The organism is Planktothrix sp. FACHB-1365 (assembly GCF_014697575.1).
Lineage (GTDB): Bacteria > Cyanobacteriota > Cyanobacteriia > Cyanobacteriales > Microcoleaceae > Planktothrix.
In genome coordinates, this window is the sequence record NZ_JACJSC010000001.1 from 449,425 (window position 1) to 466,568 (window position 17,144).

Consider the following 17,144-nt stretch of genomic DNA (forward strand, 5'->3'; position numbering starts at 1 on the left):
AGGAATAAAGGCATAACGGGGTAAAAACCCCGTCATTACTTTTGAATGATTTACAACAGATTCTGATATTCTGATTGATCTCCTAGGGTTTTTAACACCTGTTTAATATCTTGAGTCCGGTCTTTTTTTGCAATCAGGGTAACATTTCCATCTCGAACAATGACTAAATCTTCGATCCCTAATGTTACCACCACATCTTCATCACTAGAGCTAAATAAAATTGTCCCTTTCGTATCTAACCCAACGTGTTTAACAAGTTCTACATTGGGTTTATCTCCTCCCAATAATCGTTCTAATCCATTCCAATCTCCTAAATCATCCCATCCAAATTCAACGGGTAAAACACAAGCTTTTTGTGTTTTTTCCATTAAGGCGTAATCAATACTAATTTTTTTTAATTCAGGATAAGCCTCTTTTCCTTTTGCTTCTAACGCACTCACTAATTCAGGAACATAAGTTTTGAGTTCTTTTAAAACCACACCTACACGGAAAACAAAAATCCCTCCATTCCAACTAAATCGCCCCGTTTCTAAAAATTCTTCTGCGGTTTCTCGATTTGGTTTTTCTGTAAATCGAGCCACTTTATAAGCCGGAAATCCCGCAAAATTTCCAATATTTTCTCCCTGTTCAATATAACCATATCCGGTTGAAGGATAGGTGGGTTTTACCCCTAATGTCACGATCGCATCTTGGGTTTTTGCTAATTCTTCTGCGGCTTTTAAAGTTTGGCGAAATTTTTCCGGTTCTGCGATCCAATGATCCGCCGGAAAGAACCCAACAACCACATTTTCTCCATAGCGTTTTGCGACTTCTAAAGTTGTCCAAGCCAAGGCGGGGGCGGTGTCTCGTCCTTCCGGTTCTGCTAAAATATTCCCGTGAGGTAATTGGGGTAATTGAGTTTGAACCCCCGCCTCTAATAAAGCCGAAGTAACTACCCATAACCCATCCCAACTATCAGTTAGGGGTAATAACCGTTCTGCGGTTGCTTGTAATAAACTAACGCCACTCCCATCTAAACTCAAAAATTGTTTGGGTCGATGTTTCCGACTCAGGGGCCAAAACCGTTCACCTTTTCCACCAGCCAGAATCACAGGAATCATACTTAGAATTAAAAATGAAGGGAAAACCGTCAATAGTTATTTTACCCCAATCCATCCTTCTTAATTTTGGATTCCGATGGCTTCCCTGGCTAATTCTTGTTCTAAAGCCGCTTTGACTCGTAACCATTCTGTTTCCATCTTTAAGAAGCCAGCCGCCGCACTTCCTGATGTAAAACATTCAGTCCTAGAGCCATTTTCTGCGGCCATACCAACCCGTCCCATATATTCTAACTCTTTGCATAACTCAGAAAATGTGATAGCACCTAATTGAGCACTACTGGATTTTAAGGTATGAGCAGCTTCTTTTAATCCTTGTATATCTTGAGTTTTGATCGCCGTTTGAATTTGATCAATTTTTTCAGGCGCATCCGCTAAATAATCCTGAATTAATGTATTAACAAAGGGATCATCCTCATCATCATATTCTCGGAGATTTTTCAACACTTGTTGATCGATGGCGGAAGAGTCCAAAGCGACAAAATCTGGAGGGATCAGAGATTTTTCTAAGGGTTGATTTCCATTCTTGTAACCTTCTTTTTCTTTTGGAGAATTAGAAGATCCATTGAGAGTAAAGTCCGATGAATTGATTGGAGATTCCTGGCTATTTTCAGGAGAAAACGGTTGACATTTAGATAAAGCTTTTGCCAGTTCTTCCCGCCGCACGGGTTTAGTAATATAATCATTCATTCCTGCGGCTAAACACATTTCTCGATCGCCTTGCATTGCATTCGCTGTCATGGCAATAATCCAAGGTTTAGGGGGGCGATTTTCGGGACTTTCTGCATAGTCCTGACAAATCCGACGCGCCGTTTCTAATCCATCCATTAACGGCATTTGAACATCCATCAAAATGACATCATAATATTGACGATTTAAAGCTTCTAAAACCTCTAATCCATTCCCAGCAATATCAGCCCGATAACCCAATCGTTGTAACATTTGAATGGCAACTTTTTGGTTAACGACATGATCTTCAGCCAGGAGAATTCGTAAACTATTGGGCGTTGGAGGCGATAATAAATTAGGTGATCCCGCGCCAAAGGATTTAGCAGAAGATTTAAAAACGCCTTCAAGGGGTTGGCTGAAAATTTGAATTAATGTATTATAAAATTGCGATTGTTTCAGAGGTTTATTAATAAACCCAGCACAATTAATTTGAGTATTTTCGACTTGTTTAACGAGATCGGTATTCACGACATAATTAAAGAACGTAATATTCAGAGGTTTTTGTTCCTGGAAAATTTCGGCATTGTCCCGTTCCCAATCTCGAATTTTTTGAGCCAGGGTAATGCCATCAACATCCGGTAAATTCATCCCTAAAATAACTAAATTAAAATCAGGATTCTTTTTTAAGACATTCAGGGCTTCCTGTCCGGTTTTAACAGAAACAGGAATCATCCCCCAAGATTTTGCTTGTCGAATTAAAACCGTTTGATTAATACCATGATTTTCAACAATTAATAAACGCTTCCCAGCCAGGAAATTAGAGAGTTCATCTGTTTCAACATTGGGGATACCTTCAGCCCGAATGGTAAAGTAAAATGTTGACCCCGAATCTAACTCTAACGTCTCAACAAAATCCTCTGGAGGATTCCCGCTTATTGTAGACATTAAGGGTTGAGTTTCAGTGTTAGAATTGGATAAAGCTCGGCTGACTACCCACATTTGTCCGCCCATTAATGTACATAACCGTTGACTAATTGCTAATCCTAAACCCGTACCTCCATACTGACGAGTAGTGGACGCATCCACTTGAGAAAAAGCTTTAAATAAACGATCCATACGATCAGGCGGAATGCCAATACCCGTATCCTTAACCGCAAACTGAATATCATAAATTTTGTGAGCAATTGTTGGAGTAGGAGTGAGGTTAATCGGAGTATTTTTCACTTCCGCAGCTTTCACCATCACGACCACCTCTCCTTCGGCGGTAAATTTAACTGCATTACTGAGTAAATTGACTAAAACTTGGCGCAGTCTTGTGACATCTCCTAAAATCATTTGCGGGGTAGAAGGATCAATTAAATAAGCAATTTCAATTCCTTTTTCCGCAGCTTTTGCTGAAAGTAATTCTAGGGATTCTTCCAAACAATCTCGAAGTTTAAAGGGATTTTGTTCTAAATCTAATTTACCGGATTCAATCTTAGAAAAATCTAAAATATCATTAATAATCGTGAGTAACGCATCCCCACTGGTACGAATAGTTTCTACAAAATCCTGTTGTTCAGGTGTTAAATTCATATCCAATAATAACCCCGTCATCCCAATCACCGCATTCATCGGCGTGCGAATTTCATGACTCATGGTGGCTAAAAAGTCACTTTTAGCCCGACTGGCGACTTCAGCGGCTAATCTTGCTTCTTCTAAGGCTTTATTTTGTTCGGCTAATTGTTGACGATTTTGGACTTCTACTTCTAACAGTTTAGCTTGGGCTAAGGTTAATCCCACTTGATTCGCAACATCTTCTAAAAATTCAATTTCTTCAGGTATCCATTGGCGCATTTTATCGCATTGATGCAGCATAATAATGCCATTAGCATCCCCTTGATAGGAAGTACGAACCGCTAACATGGATTTTAATCCCATGCGCCGACACATGGGGGAAGAAGATTCTAATAAAGGTTCGGTAAAAACATCAACAGAAGCGATGGCGGCATCTTCCGCTAAGAGTTTTTCAATATAGGGATTATAGGTGACAGAAATTTCAAAATTCAAGGTTGAATCATAGCCAGATTCCAGATATTCTGCAACACAGGATAAGTGAGAATAGGGATCAGATCGATAAGTATAAATAGAACAACGATTGACTCCGAAAACCCGACCAATTTGGGTCGCTGTGGTTTGAAAAATTTCTTGAGTTTCTAATTTAGAACGAACTTTATGGGTGATTTGTTTCAGTAATAATAAATGTTGATTTTGTTGTTGAAGAATTTCTTGAGATTTTTCTCTTCCAATCTCATTTCCAATATAATTTGCCATTAATTTAATAATCTCTAAATCTAAGCTTTGAAAGGGTGCTCGTGAGTGACGACTCATAAAACTCAACGTTCCATAAATTCTTCCTCCTAACATCACTCGGATGCCAATATAAGCTTCTAAGCGTCGCGTTTGATAAGCAGGATGATCTTTCCAGGTTGATTGTTTAATAGATTCTAAACAAACCACTTCTTCGGTTTTTAACGCTTCCCATTCAAAGGTTTGTTCAATGGCTAAGGTATCTCCCTTGGCAAATCCAAAGGGAAAATCATCACTTAAATAGGAAGAAATGACTTCATACCGATCTGCAAAAACTCGTCCCAGTAATCCAATATCCATCCCAAATCGATGACAACCCATGCTTAAAATAGCATTAATTCGGGTTTCAAAATCACGATTACTTCCCAGAGTAATTTCATAAAATTGACGAATTAAAACTTCTCGTTCTCTTAATTGATCTAATTCTTGAAACTGTTCTGTAATATCATGTAACGTTCCGATAAGTCCTGTAATCTGTTGCTGTGTATCTAGGATTAATTGCGCTGAAATTAAAATCCGTCGAGTAGTCGGTTGAGAACGCTGTCCGGTACGTTGTTGTTCTTTAATATTAAATACTAAAAGCCGGACTTCCTGTTGACTCGATTTGGAGCGACCTAACATTAAAGATTCAAACCATTGACTGGCTTTTGTCCGATCTTGAGAATAAATATAGTTTAAAAATGATGTCCCTAAACTATTTTCTACGGTTAAACCCGTTAACGGTGTCCAAGCGGAATTTAAAAATGTCCAATTTCCGTGAATATCCGTTTTAAAAACTACGGATTTTAAGCGATCAATGGTATTATCATCAACCGTTTGATTAGGCGGGGGAGGAGGGGATGAAGTCTTTTCTAACAGGGAAGAAGTTAAATCAATTTGAGTTCCAATTAAGCGCAGGGGTTCTCCTTGCTCACTCCAAAATCCTTGACCTCGATTGAGTACCGATTTATATTGACCGTCTTTACACCGGATGCGATATTCTGTCAGATATTCATGATTTTTTTGAGAGAAATAATCCTTTAAAGCAACTTTAACTCGATTCAAATCTTCAGGATGAATCCGACTTAACCATTCCTCTAAAATATTTTTAACTTCATGTTCTTGATATCCTAACATTGCTTTCCATTGAGAAGAATAGAAAACTTCATTAGTTTTTAAATTCCAATTATAAATCCCTTCTTGATGAGATTTTAAAGCTTCAATGGCTTCATTACTTAAGGATGAATTTTCACAAGATACAGACCCAGAGTCAGAAGGAGTTACTTTTGAAGTCTCCTGAACTTGATGCTGCCAACTTAAAAGCATATTGTGCATAGACTTCGGTTGAAGCACTTGCAGCAAAATAGTTTGAGGAGAAATTAAACTAATCGGATTATTTTTATCATCTATTAAAATAATAGGAAGCTGATAATAATATTTCCGCATTAAGATTAAAGCAGTTTTTAGGGAAACGTGCGATCGCAAAACTAGAGGCGGGGTATTACAAATACTACTGGCCTTAAGGGTTTTGAGATTCAATCCTAAAGCTTGAATGGAAATAATGTCATGACGGGTAACAATTCCCACCGATTTAGATTCAGATTTAGGTTTAGAAGTCTGATCGGGTTTTAATGGAGAATTAGAGGAAACGGGTTCAGTAATCACCACTTCATCCACACCATGTTGCAACATTAATTCAGTTAATTGCCGTACCGTTGCTGTCCCAGACGCCTGAACAATTTTAGAGGTTCGTAGGGGAGCCAGTTGATTTAATTTAATTAAATGATCGGGCAGAAAAAGATGTTCGAGAAGGTGGGAAGGAACTCCTACAGGAATATCGGGTAAACGTCGTGATGTTTTGCTTCGTTCTCGGAAAGAAAGTTGTAAACAATTTTGGGGACTGATGATCCCAACTAATCCGCCTTGATCATCCACAATAGGAATTTGTTGAACTTGATGTTTTTCTAATAACCCCATCATTGTAAAAATATCATTAATTTCCGATTCTCGAACGGTAATAAATGACCGAATCATAATTCGAGAAATGGGAAATCCCTTAAGAGAATCTCCAATAGAATTTAACTGAATAATATCTCGTTCTGTAAAAATCCCTACCATCGTCGGTTTCTGCTGGGGAGTATCGGTTGGTTCAATGATCAAAACCGAGGGGGAAGCGGTACGGCTCATCAACAAAATAACCTCTTCCACAGGGGTTTCCGGTGTCGTGGTTAAGGGATGGCGGTTGATAGCTTGACGAACTGAGGGAATAAACATAGAGGGCTTGTTTGGGTTAGGGCTAGCTGGAATCAGGTTTGGTACTGGGGTCTTGTGGAGGCTCCGCAAATCATCTAGGGCAAGATAAGGGTTAAGATACCTGGGGGGTAATACCCTCTCTTACTACCAGCATATTGGCATTTTCACTGGATGTCTTACCCAATTTTGCAACGACCTCTGAGTCAATCCCGAATTAAGGCCATTGGTGAATAGAATCTTTACTTCCATTTTGGCTTCTTATCGCCTTTAGATTTAAAATTTTTGAGGGTCATTTTCACCCAAAGTCATTTTCCGGGTCACTACTCCCTTGAGTTTTTCCGGGCAATTCCCTAAAAATCACAATAATTATCCTATGAAAATTTTAGATTCTCAAGGCCGTCTTTTCGGTAAAATTAGCATTCTCGATTTGGGTGCTGCTTTCGTTATTTTACTGGTAATTTTTGGTATTTTCTTTTACCCGGGTACATCGGGTTCTGTCGCTCAAGTCGGTGTCACTACCCGTCCTGTGGAAGTAGATGTTCTGGTTGTTGGACTTAAAAGCCGTAACGCCAAAGAATTATTTAAAACGGGACAAAAAACTAACTTAATTATTCGCAATCAACCCTATGGTCAAGTAACGCTGAAAAACATAGAATTTTTACCCAGAATTATCCCCGTTACTCAACCCAATGGCACATTGAAACCCCTTCCTGACCCCACTGCTGATGTTTTGTTTAACAATAATCTGCTTTTGACCTTAGAAGGAAAAGGTCAAATTACCGAAAATGGCCCGGTTTTAGGGAATATCAAAATCAAAGTCGGTACTACTGTTGAACTCGACGGCAAAGAATACAACTTCAACGGGACAGTTATCGAAGTTCGTGTTCAGTAATCAGTTATCAGTCATCAGTTATCAGTGATCAGGGGTTCGAGTTACTAGGGCCCGTTTTGACTGACGTTAATCTTGTCCCCTCCCATGCTTCATAGCCTCTTTGCCTTACAATGAAGGTTTGGACGGAATTTAATTTCAAACAAACCATGAGTGTAGCAGACGAGAAAACCGTAGTTCGGGATTATTTTAATAGCACAGGATTTGATCGGTGGCGACGAATCTACGGTAATGGTCAAGTTAATAAAGTTCAACTGGATATCCGTCAAGGACATCAACAAACCGTTGATCGAGTCATAGATTGGTTGAAAGCTGATGAAAACCTACCCGGTTTAACCATCTGTGATGCGGGATGTGGGGTTGGCAGTTTGAGCATTCCCTTAGCAGAAGCTGGCGCCGTTGTGTATGGGAGTGATATTTCTGAAAAAATGGTAGCGGAAGCCTATGAACGAGCTAAAAACAGCCTTAGCGTGCTCCAAAACGTTACCTTTACGGCTCAAGATTTAGAAACCCTCCAGGGTCACTATCATACTGTGATTTGTTTGGATGTCTTGATTCATTATCCTCAAGATCAAATTCCTGAGATGATTTCTCATCTGTGTTCCTTAGCAGAGTCTCGTGTAATTTTGAGTTTTGCTCCAAAAACCTTAGCCTTAAGTGTTCTCAAAAAAATTGGGGAATTATTTCCAGGGCCGAGTAAAACCACTCGTGCTTACCAACATCGAGAAGCAGATATTGTTAAAATTTTTAGAGATAATGGTTTCTCCATTCAACGACAAGCTATGATCGGCACACGCTTCTACTATTCGCGCTTAATGGAAGCAACACGCACTTAAAATTAGGGTCGGCAGGAGGGAGATCAAAGATCAAAAGATTGTTCTCTATCTTCCCCTGTGATTGTTGCCTTGATGAGTGTTCTGCTCTCTCTGCTGGGGAGGAAAAACAATGCAGTTCCTGAAGGTGATCACTGCGAGTTTATTAGTTCCGGTTGGAATGGGTTGTCTATTGGCGATCGCCACTGAATTGATCAATCCTCATTCAACGGCTGATAGCAAACTCAGTATTATTTTAGGCGGATTAATCTTAGGTTTACCGTCCTTGGGAATTGGCGGTTGGGTGGCTTGGGATTGGTATCAAGAACGCTCTCAGAAAATTCAAGCTCGTTCTCGACGAATTCGTTCTATTTTTTGGCATTTAGTTCAAGTTCAAGGCGGAGAAATTACCGTTCAAAAATTAGCTCAATATACCCATTTATCTCGTTTTGAAGCTAAAGCATTTTTAGATCAAAAAGCCCAAGAATTAAATGGCACATTTGAAAAAAAATCCAATGGGGAAATTATTTATCATTTTCAGGTCGAATAAACTTGAGTTTAAAATTCTAAGGAGGAAGATTAAAAATCCCCCAGTTAAGCTAAATGTTCGAGCAAATTTTTAAAAATATTATAGTGGATAGTTAATAGTTGACAAGGGGTAAACGATGTGAGTTTTTGGGGATGAAAAATTAATTTTGTAGAGGTACTTATGAAAGGCTTACAACTTTATCGTCAATAATGGGCGGTACAAGATTCGAACTTGTGGCCTCTTCCTTGTAAGGGAAGCACTCTACCGCTGAGTTAACCGCCCGATTCACACATTTACCTATTATAACATAAACTTTTAGAAGCACAACCCTATTGGCAATTTTTAATTTCCATCCCCCATGCCCTCTGGTCAAACCCACGACCGTATTACCCTTTGGAGCTTACCGTTGATTGCGGGTTTGACCTGGAGCCAAACTCGCAGCAGTCATTTAACCTTTCTGGTCACAGGAAGTTTCCTGTTTAGTGGATTAATGTTTGGGCCAGATTTAGATATCGATTCCCGACAGTTTCAACGCTGGGGACTGTTGCGATGGTTCTGGGTTCCCTATCAAAATAGTTTACGTCATCGCTCCTTTTTATCCCATGGGCCGTTTATTGGTACGGCGTTAAGGATTCTTTATTTAGGAGGTGGTCTGGGTTTAATTGGACTTTTGGGATTACTGATTGCAGAATATTTACGGCTGATTTCCTCAAATCCTTTAGAAATTGCTCAAAATAGTTTAAGTTCCCTCTCCCATTATCCCAGAGAATGTATTGCGGTTTATTTAGGATTAGAAATGGGAGCGATGAGCCATTCCTTTAGTGATTGGTCTAACTCGTTTTATAAGGAATTTAGAAAATGGCTAAAAACCGGAGAAACTTCTCGCCCCACCCTAGAACCTGAACAACCTAAAAAACGCAAACGTTCAGTTTCTAAAACGGCTTCTGTTGAACTTCCCCCCATTAAACCCAAACGTTCAAAGCAAAATTCAACGACTACTAAAAAATCTTCTCGTCGTTCTAAAAAATAACGTTTTTGCCCTTATTTTAGATCACAATAGAGGTATTTGTAATGAACAACCCTGAAAATATGACTTTAACTCCTAACTTAATCGCTTTACAAAATTTAATCGATGTAGTTGCTAAATTGCGATCACCACAGGGGGGATGTCCTTGGGATTTAGAACAAACCCCAGAAACGTTAATTCCCTATATTCTTGAAGAAGCCTATGAAGTGGTTGATGCGATTCGCAGTGGCGATCAAAAGGCAATTGTGGATGAATTAGGGGATTTATTATTACAAGTAATTTTACAAGCTCAAATTGCCAGCGAAACTCAACAATTTTCAATGGCAGAAGTCGCTAATAATATTACTGAAAAATTAATTCGTCGCCATCCTCATGTTTTTGGTGAAGTAGAAGTCAATAGTGTGGAAGAAGTTCGACAAAATTGGGAAGAAATTAAAGCCAATGAACAAGGAGAAACACCCGAAACCCAGACTTTCAGTTCTAAATTAAGCCGTTATGCACGACAACTTCCCCCCCTAATGGCAGGAATGAAAATTTCTAAAAAAGCCGCAGCTATTGGGTTTGAATGGGATAACGTTGAGGGAGTTTGGGATAAATTTGAGGAAGAAGTCGGAGAATTTAAGGAGGCTATTCAAGGAACGGATAAGGAGCATCAACAAGCGGAATTAGGTGATATTTTATTTGTCTTAATTAATTTAGCCCGTTGGTATGATTTAGATCCCTATATGGGATTACATGAAACCAATCATCGCTTTATTCAACGGTTATCAAAACTGGAGGAAGCTTGCGATCGCCCCTTCTCAGAATACAGTTTAGAAGAACTTGATGCCCTCTGGCAACAAGCTAAAGCCATCCTAGCCAAGAAATAATCCGTTGTAGGGGTCAGGGCTGTTTCATTTTCGAGAGCGAATTTGTATGACCTCTCCCCCAACCCCTCCCCTGCAAGGGGAGGGGAGAATTTTTGTTACTCTTAAATAGGAAATTACATTTAATAAGATCAATTACTCCCCCTTCCCTAATAGGGAAGGGGGCTGGGGGGTTAGGTCACAGAGGTTTATGGGAGAAAATGAAACAGCCCTGGATGGGTCTCCCCACCCAGATGCCATTATAGATTAGATAAAATTTTTTATTTATATAAACAATTTTATTATTTAAAAAAATGTCAGAAAATCTTGATATTTTATTGAAAATTTCTCTCAAATAGTTGACGGAATCATGGGGGTTCTGGTACACTTAAGGAAATACTCGTCAAGGGGTTATTCTGTCTAAACGTCAAAATGGAAGCTAAAACCCTTATTCTGTGGTAAAAAGTTATAATTTTCTGACACAATTGAGCTTTAACAGAACACGAATTTTTCAAGGTTTCCCAGAAGCTTCAAATCAGCCTCTTGACAAAATCAATATTTTATGCAATGTCACCCTTGATGACTCAATTATTGAAATCACACCCGGTTTTCTGTTAGCCTTCCTACGGTTAGAAAGTTTAGCAATAGTATTGTTAAACTTAGTGGATTTTTCAGTAATTTTGTAGCAACCGAGACAAAAGTATTTCCCATCAAGAATCCCCTTGCTTTCAGTTAGGGGGAATGTCAAGATGTAGAGTTGACAAAGAATCAGAAAAAGCCCGAATATGACAACAACGAACTCAAAAACCTGGAGTCAACGGTTTGAAAAATCCCTGCATCCGGCCATTGCAGAGTTTAACGCTAGTATTGGGTTTGATATCCAACTGATTGAATATGATTTGACTGGATCAGTTGCCCATGCCAAAATGTTAGCGAAAACGGGAATTATTAGCCCCGAAGAAGCCGAGCAACTGGTTTCCGGTTTAGAACAAATTCGTCAAGAATATCGGGACGGAAATTTTAATCCGGGTGTGGATGCGGAGGATGTTCATTTTGCGGTTGAACGTCGGTTAACGGAATTAGTGGGAGATGTAGGAAAAAAACTCCATACCGCCCGATCTCGGAATGATCAAGTGGGAACCGATACCCGTTTATATTTACGCGATCAAATCCAACAAATTCGTCAACAATTAGTTAATTTTCAACGAGTATTATTAGATTTAGCTGAAACAAATGTTGAAACCTTTATTCCCGGTTATACTCATCTACAACGGGCGCAACCTCTGAGTTTAGCTCATCATTTATTAGCTTATGTGGAAATGGCAAATCGAGATTGGGAACGGTTAGGAGATGTGTATAAACGGGTGGATATTTGTCCGTTGGGAAGTGGTGCGTTAGCGGGAACAACTTTCCCCATTGATCGCCATTATAGTGCAGAATTATTAGGGTTTAGTCAGGTTTATGCTAATAGTTTAGATGGAGTCAGTGATCGAGATTGGGCGATAGAATTTTTATCGGCTGCGAGTTTAATTATGGTACATTTGAGCCGTTTAGCAGAAGAAATTACCCTCTGGGCTTCTCAGGAATTTAGTTTTGTGACTTTGACCGATAGCTGTTCAACGGGTTCTAGTATTATGCCGCAAAAGAAAAACCCGGATATTCCTGAATTAGTAAGGGGAAAAACTGGGCGAGTGTTTGGTCATTTGCAAGGATTATTAGTGATTATGAAAGGATTACCGTTAGCTTATAATAAAGACTTGCAAGAAGATAAAGAAGCGCTATTTGATGCGGTAAAAACCGTTAAAGGTAGTTTAGAATCAATGACCATTTTAATGGAAGAAGGAATAGAATTTCGGACTAACCGTTTAGCTGAAGCGGTGGCGGAAGATTTCTCCAATGCAACGGATGTGGCAGATTATTTAGCCGCACGAGGTATTCCCTTCCGAGAAGCTTATAATTTAGTCGGAAAAGTGGTCAGAACTTGTTTAGAAGCCGGAAAATTACTCAAGGATTTAACGTTAGCAGAATGGCAGGAATTACATCCTGAATTTCAAGAGGATATTTATGAAGCGATCGCACCTCGTCAAGTGGTTTCGGCTCGAAATAGTTATGGCGGAACTGGGTTTAATCAGGTGAAACAAGCCTTAGAAAATGCCCGTCAACGCTTGAATAATTGTTGATATTATATTGTAGATGAGAAAGAGCGATCGCAGATCCAGAAAATAGGCGATCGTTCTCTGCGATAACACGATTTTATTATTTTGTCAAGTACGGCTAATTAAGTAAAAACCGTCCTTTAGGTCAGTATAATTGAATTAAAATTTTCGCTAAAGTGAAAAAAACGTTGAATTTAGGTTAATCTGATGTCGAGTTCAATCAATCCTCCTGCATCTGAGGCTGAAGTTTCCCCAGTTCCCGCTAGATTGTTATTAGTGGACGATGAACCGGGACTGCGAGAAGCGGTACAAGCTTATTTAGAAGATAGTAACTTTACCGTTGATGTGGCGAGTAATGCTAAACAAGGGTGGGAATTGTTGCAACAAAATCTTCCTGATTTAGTCATTACTGATATTATGATGCCGGGAGTGGATGGCTATCAATTTTTACAACAAATGCGGGAAGATCCCCGTTTTAAAGCGTTACCCGTTGTTTTTCTAACCGCTAAAGGCATGAAAAGCGATCGCATTCAAGGGTATCAAGCCGGATGTGATGCCTATTTATCCAAACCTTTTGATCCTGAAGAATTAGTCGTGATTGTCAAAAATTTATTAGCAAGACAAGCCGCCCTTCGCAGTAGTACCGGGGATGGAAATCCAGATATTGCGACATTAGCCGGTCAAATTGCTCGGATTGAAAATATGTTAAAAGGCAAAAGCGGAATTCATCAAACCCCCGCCCCGATTAAAATTGATTTAACGCCGCGGGAGCAAAGTGTTTTAGATTTAGTCGCCAAGGGATTAATGAATAAAGAAATAGCCCGCAATTTAGAAACCAGTGTTCGCAATGTTGAGAAATATGTCAGTCGCTTATTTACCAAGACAGGAACGAATAGCCGAACCGAGTTAGTGCGTTATGCTCTTGAACACGGTTTAACTGAATAAGGAATATTGAAGAAAGGTTACATAAACTTACAATTTATAAGGATTCTGCTTCAAAAGTTATATAGATCTGTTACTGTAAGGGAGTAGAGCTTATCATTTTTAGTGATGATGAAAGTGTCTAAACCTCCAACCCAACCTGAACAACAATCCATCGGGATGACTGTTCTGTTCTTTATTCTTCTCATGGGAATTTTAGGAATGATGATCCTCAAAGGTGGAGTTTAACTTTCTATAGGGGGAAAAAATTAACTGAAGCATGATCAGCACAAATCTTGAGTTACTTCTTGTATTTTTATTAACTCAAAGCATAGGGTTCGTCCGAAAAATGTCGAACCCTATTTAGAATTGGGAAAAACGCTCCTGTATCAACATTTGAACAACTAACATCAATTACTTAAATTAAATCCGAAGTAATATATCACGACCATGAGTATCCGTGCCACAGGTGTTCAGTAAACCATAACTATCGGTTAACTGTTTAACTGGGTTGACAATTTCTGGGGTGGGTAACCAAGGGTTCATATTGCGATAGGCATAATAGACTTCAATGCCATCCATTCCCAACCGAGCCGCTTCTGCAATGACTTCAGGGATAGAACGACGATACCGTCCTGGATGAGCTAAAACGGCTAACCCTCCAGCCTCTTGGATAGCAGCTATCACATTTTCAGCAGAATAGGCCTCTGTTTTCACAAAAGCCGTGTCACCTTGCAGATAGGGTTGTAGACAAGCTGCATCAGGATCAAAAGCATAACCCAGAATATGGACATTTACACCCAATAACTGAGCATGAATTTCTGCCCCTGTCCATAACTGAGGGGCTGTATGAGCAAGTTCGGGATGGTTTTGTTTCCAGTTGTCTAACCACTGTTGTGCTTCTTTGTATCCTTGGGTTGTATGGTGATCGGTAATAGCCAGTCCTTTTAACCCAATATCAATCACCTGTTGCATCACTTCATCCGGTTCAAGTTGACCATCTGAACGTCGGGTATGGAGGTGAAAGTTATAGAACTTTGGGCAACTTCTGGCATTCAAGGTTTGAAAGACCTGTTGCAGTGCTAACCTATCTTGGGCAGGAGGTATCAATAAGGGTGATTCCACATATCCGGTCTGGATGTGAAACCACCTCGACAAAAGTTCAGAAGCTGAAGTTAGATTAACACTCATACCGTCTTAATCTTAATAAACTGTTACTATAATCTACTGTATCGAATTTACTCGGCAGTTGCGACAAGACAGCCTTAAGATTGACCAATTTTAAATTTAAAAATCTTATATAAGGAAATAGGAAACAGGGAACAGGAAACAAGGGGTTGAGGGTTTCCTTGTTTCCTAACACAGTTCCCATTATGCTAAAGCCTCGGTGTTACGGTAGTTAAAAGCCATGTCGAGGAGTTTAGCCCAACGTTTTTGCACTTGTTTCGGGGTACATTTCAGGGCAGATGCGATCGCTTTATCACTTTCTTGAGTTGCTTTGAGTTGCAGTAACGTTTGTTGATCGGCGGATAATTGAGCTTGGAAAGTTTCCCATTGTTGGCTATTCATCCCCAATTTTTGGTTAATATCAGCCCCTAACCATTCATGGACAAGTTTCCAGTTGGTAGACCGGGCGAATTTTTCAACGTGGTATTTAAACCGTTGTTGCAGATAGTCCCGTTGACGGGCCGTTAACCCCATGGCTTTGTCAATATCGCAAGCTTGGAGATCTTGCATTTTCAAGGTTAAGTATTTGACACAATCACTTTGTCCTTGAGATTCTAAATATTGAACCAGTTCAGCAATGACGCGATCTCGTAAAACACTTTCAGCCGGGTCAGGGGTTTCAGATACCATTTTTTCCCGAATTTGCTGCATCGCCGATGTCCGACTTTGAGCTTCGGCTTCTTCGGTTTTGCCTCCTTCAACGGCTAACTCAATATCCATAGACGTTTCAGGAGGTTGACCTTTGGCAAAGCCTTGGGCGCGTAATACAATTAACCGTTGACGGTTGCGACCGGGTAAACCAATTTGACGCTTGGCATACTGTTCGGTAAAGGCCATGTATTCTGCTAATTCTAAACGGGTGCGGGGGGTATAGTCGGCTTCCATAACGTGTTCCCGACGGAAAGCCCGTAAACACTCGACATAAAACCCTTGCAGAAAGTCTTCAATTAAATTGTAACGGGCTTGAAAGCTTAACTGAGATTCAAAGGAAGCAACGTGACGATACACCATTGCGGCTAAGTTAGAATGCAGTTCTACCCGACCTTGACGAGAACCGAGTTTGTAATATTCTAAGCATTTTTGCAAGCGATGACGAGCTAAACTGAGTTGCCAGGTTTGCACTTCGCCAGAATTTTGAATGCGGTTGCTTTTTTCGCAAATACGTTCGACTTCTAACGCCATCCGCAGCGTCACCGCCCGACCACTAGCAGGAAGGGTTTTGACGGTTGTTTGCAGTTCTTGTAATAAGAGTTGAGCTAAAGCTTGAGGATTAATAGAATTGAGGGTAACTTCAGAATCTTGAATAGAAATTTCTTGTGCAAACATGATGGATGTCCTGGGGTAAAGCACGGTGTACAGAAGGCGAGAGTCAAAGGCGGTTTGGTGTTTCCTGATTCAACTCTCTACACTTTGAATAGTAGAAGCAGCCCCTTTGGAGTAGTGATCAGAATGTTCCACTCTCTGAGGTAACTGTGTAGATGCCTTTGTCCATTCCTCTACATCAAGCCATTGTGCATCACCCTGAAAGCCTTATTTAATCGGTATTACAACCCTATTTTTTTGCTTTCGATCACACCTAATTTTGTTGGGGTTGTCGATGTTATCCCTAGACCAGTTTGGCAACTGGCTACCTGAATCTAAAGAAGAGAGACTGTAATAGGGAGTTCCTGGGGTTCTCTAAAACCCCGAAGACACTTAAGAATCCCCGTCTCTTTAGAGCGGGGAGTGTCAAAAAGTATTCTTGGTGTCTCTGTGTCTTGGTGTTTATTCTGTAAGCAAATCTACTTACTGTTGCTCTATCAAGGTAAAATCGACTTTATCGTAAATATCAGCTAGGGAAATTTCAAAGGCAACTGAGGCGAGGGATAAGGTGGCAGTTTCGCCTTCATATTCGGAGAGTAACCATTTGCCATTATCCGTTTTCGTGAATTGTTCAACGTGGTGATGATATTGATCAATTAAAAGATATTCTTGGAAAGTGGGAATAGTTCGATAAGCCTGAAATTTGTCTCCTCGATCATATCCTTCTGTAGATTTAGAGAGGACTTCAGCAATTAATGTTGGATTCATTAAACTGTCTTTTCTGCCTTCTTGAAATTGTAATTCTCCTGGAATGATCATAACATCTGGATAAGTATAAATTTGTTTTTGAGGAATCCAGAGGCGTTGGTCGGTTACAAATACCCGATAAGGTTGACGTTTGAGGGCAAAATTTAATCCTCCACTTAGATTCAGTGCAATTTGATTGTGATTGGGGGTTCCACCTGTCATAATAACAATTTCTCCATCTATATATTCATGGCGTTCTTGAGAATTGAGTTCTAATTCTAGGTATTGTTCAATGGTTTTATGGTCTTGTTTTTCAATTTGAGCGATCATAAAGTTTTACCT

The 17,144-nt window shown here is 39.8% G+C and carries 12 protein-coding genes and 1 tRNA gene; 7 read left to right on the forward strand and 6 right to left on the reverse strand.

Going from position 1 to position 17,144, the window contains the following annotated elements:
• Positions 1 to 50: 50 nt before the first annotated feature.
• The gene (locus tag H6G57_RS01995) at positions 51 to 1,100 is read right to left on the reverse strand and encodes a mannose-1-phosphate guanylyltransferase (RefSeq protein WP_190515603.1); all 1,050 of its coding nucleotides are present in this window, start codon (positions 1,098 to 1,100) and stop codon (positions 51 to 53) included.
• A 60-nt stretch (positions 1,101 to 1,160) separates the two neighbouring features.
• On the reverse strand, positions 1,161 to 6,368 hold the full coding sequence (locus H6G57_RS02000) for a response regulator (protein ID WP_190515605.1): 5,208 nt from the start codon (positions 6,366 to 6,368) through the stop codon (positions 1,161 to 1,163).
• Positions 6,369 to 6,720: 352 nt separating this feature from the next.
• Here H6G57_RS02000 and H6G57_RS02005 point away from each other — a divergent pair, with 352 nt between their 5' ends.
• The 3 genes from H6G57_RS02005 to H6G57_RS02015 all read left to right on the forward strand — a co-directional run bounded on the left by H6G57_RS02005 (position 6,721) and on the right by H6G57_RS02015 (position 8,598).
• A complete protein-coding gene (locus tag H6G57_RS02005) occupies positions 6,721 to 7,239 on the forward strand; it encodes a DUF4330 domain-containing protein (protein ID WP_190515607.1) in 519 nt (172 codons plus the stop codon).
• 146 nt (positions 7,240 to 7,385) lie between these two features.
• On the forward strand, positions 7,386 to 8,072 hold the full coding sequence (bchM, locus tag H6G57_RS02010; RefSeq protein WP_190515608.1) for a magnesium protoporphyrin IX methyltransferase: 687 nt from the start codon (positions 7,386 to 7,388) through the stop codon (positions 8,070 to 8,072).
• Positions 8,073 to 8,181: 109 nt separating this feature from the next.
• A complete protein-coding gene (locus tag H6G57_RS02015) occupies positions 8,182 to 8,598 on the forward strand; it encodes a hypothetical protein (RefSeq protein ID WP_072720316.1) in 417 nt (138 codons plus the stop codon).
• Positions 8,599 to 8,787: 189 nt separating this feature from the next.
• Here the strand turns inward: H6G57_RS02015 and H6G57_RS02020 are convergent.
• Positions 8,788 to 8,859, reverse strand: a tRNA-Val gene (locus tag H6G57_RS02020).
• 76 nt (positions 8,860 to 8,935) lie between these two features.
• Between H6G57_RS02020 and H6G57_RS02025 the strand changes: the two genes are divergently transcribed.
• The 4 genes from H6G57_RS02025 (at position 8,936) to H6G57_RS02040 (ending at position 13,550) form a co-directional block, all read left to right on the forward strand.
• Positions 8,936 to 9,607, forward strand: coding sequence for a metal-binding protein (locus H6G57_RS02025; RefSeq protein ID WP_190515609.1), 672 nt, complete (start codon positions 8,936 to 8,938; stop codon positions 9,605 to 9,607).
• 41 nt (positions 9,608 to 9,648) lie between these two features.
• The gene (mazG, locus tag H6G57_RS02030) at positions 9,649 to 10,473 is read left to right on the forward strand and encodes a nucleoside triphosphate pyrophosphohydrolase (protein ID WP_190515611.1); all 825 of its coding nucleotides are present in this window, start codon (positions 9,649 to 9,651) and stop codon (positions 10,471 to 10,473) included.
• A 761-nt stretch (positions 10,474 to 11,234) separates the two neighbouring features.
• The gene (gene argH, locus H6G57_RS02035; RefSeq protein WP_190515612.1) at positions 11,235 to 12,629 is read left to right on the forward strand and encodes an argininosuccinate lyase; all 1,395 of its coding nucleotides are present in this window, start codon (positions 11,235 to 11,237) and stop codon (positions 12,627 to 12,629) included.
• A 183-nt stretch (positions 12,630 to 12,812) separates the two neighbouring features.
• Positions 12,813 to 13,550, forward strand: coding sequence for a response regulator transcription factor (locus H6G57_RS02040; protein ID WP_190515614.1), 738 nt, complete (start codon positions 12,813 to 12,815; stop codon positions 13,548 to 13,550).
• Between the two features lie 399 nt (positions 13,551 to 13,949).
• Here H6G57_RS02040 and H6G57_RS02045 read toward each other — a convergent pair whose 3' ends face one another.
• The 3 genes from H6G57_RS02045 to H6G57_RS02055 form a co-directional block, all read right to left on the reverse strand.
• On the reverse strand, positions 13,950 to 14,717 hold the full coding sequence (locus H6G57_RS02045; RefSeq protein WP_190515616.1) for a PHP domain-containing protein: 768 nt from the start codon (positions 14,715 to 14,717) through the stop codon (positions 13,950 to 13,952).
• A gap of 180 nt (positions 14,718 to 14,897) precedes the next feature.
• Positions 14,898 to 16,079, reverse strand: coding sequence for a HetZ-related protein (locus tag H6G57_RS02050; protein WP_190515618.1), 1,182 nt, complete (start codon positions 16,077 to 16,079; stop codon positions 14,898 to 14,900).
• A 459-nt stretch (positions 16,080 to 16,538) separates the two neighbouring features.
• A complete protein-coding gene (locus H6G57_RS02055) occupies positions 16,539 to 17,132 on the reverse strand; it encodes a Uma2 family endonuclease (protein ID WP_190515620.1) in 594 nt (197 codons plus the stop codon).
• Positions 17,133 to 17,144 lie beyond the last annotated feature (12 nt).

Excerpts from the sequence above, each read along its gene's own strand:
- H6G57_RS02055 (WP_190515620.1), bottom strand. The coding sequence starts at position 17,132 with ATGATCGCTCAAATTGAAAAACAAGACCATAAAACCATTGAACAATAC.
- H6G57_RS02050 (WP_190515618.1), bottom strand. The coding sequence starts at position 16,079 with ATGTTTGCACAAGAAATTTCTATTCAAGATTCTGAAGTTACCCTCAAT.
- H6G57_RS02040 (WP_190515614.1), top strand. The coding sequence starts at position 12,813 with ATGTCGAGTTCAATCAATCCTCCTGCATCTGAGGCTGAAGTTTCCCCA.
- H6G57_RS01995 (WP_190515603.1), bottom strand. The coding sequence starts at position 1,100 with ATGATTCCTGTGATTCTGGCTGGTGGAAAAGGTGAACGGTTTTGGCCC.
- H6G57_RS02045 (WP_190515616.1), bottom strand. The coding sequence starts at position 14,717 with ATGAGTGTTAATCTAACTTCAGCTTCTGAACTTTTGTCGAGGTGGTTT.
- H6G57_RS02005 (WP_190515607.1), top strand. The coding sequence starts at position 6,721 with ATGAAAATTTTAGATTCTCAAGGCCGTCTTTTCGGTAAAATTAGCATT.
- H6G57_RS02015 (WP_072720316.1), top strand. The coding sequence starts at position 8,182 with ATGCAGTTCCTGAAGGTGATCACTGCGAGTTTATTAGTTCCGGTTGGA.
- argH (WP_190515612.1), top strand. The coding sequence starts at position 11,235 with ATGACAACAACGAACTCAAAAACCTGGAGTCAACGGTTTGAAAAATCC.
- mazG (WP_190515611.1), top strand. The coding sequence starts at position 9,649 with ATGAACAACCCTGAAAATATGACTTTAACTCCTAACTTAATCGCTTTA.
- bchM (WP_190515608.1), top strand. The coding sequence starts at position 7,386 with ATGAGTGTAGCAGACGAGAAAACCGTAGTTCGGGATTATTTTAATAGC.
- H6G57_RS02000 (WP_190515605.1), bottom strand. The coding sequence starts at position 6,368 with ATGTTTATTCCCTCAGTTCGTCAAGCTATCAACCGCCATCCCTTAACC.
- H6G57_RS02025 (WP_190515609.1), top strand. The coding sequence starts at position 8,936 with ATGCCCTCTGGTCAAACCCACGACCGTATTACCCTTTGGAGCTTACCG.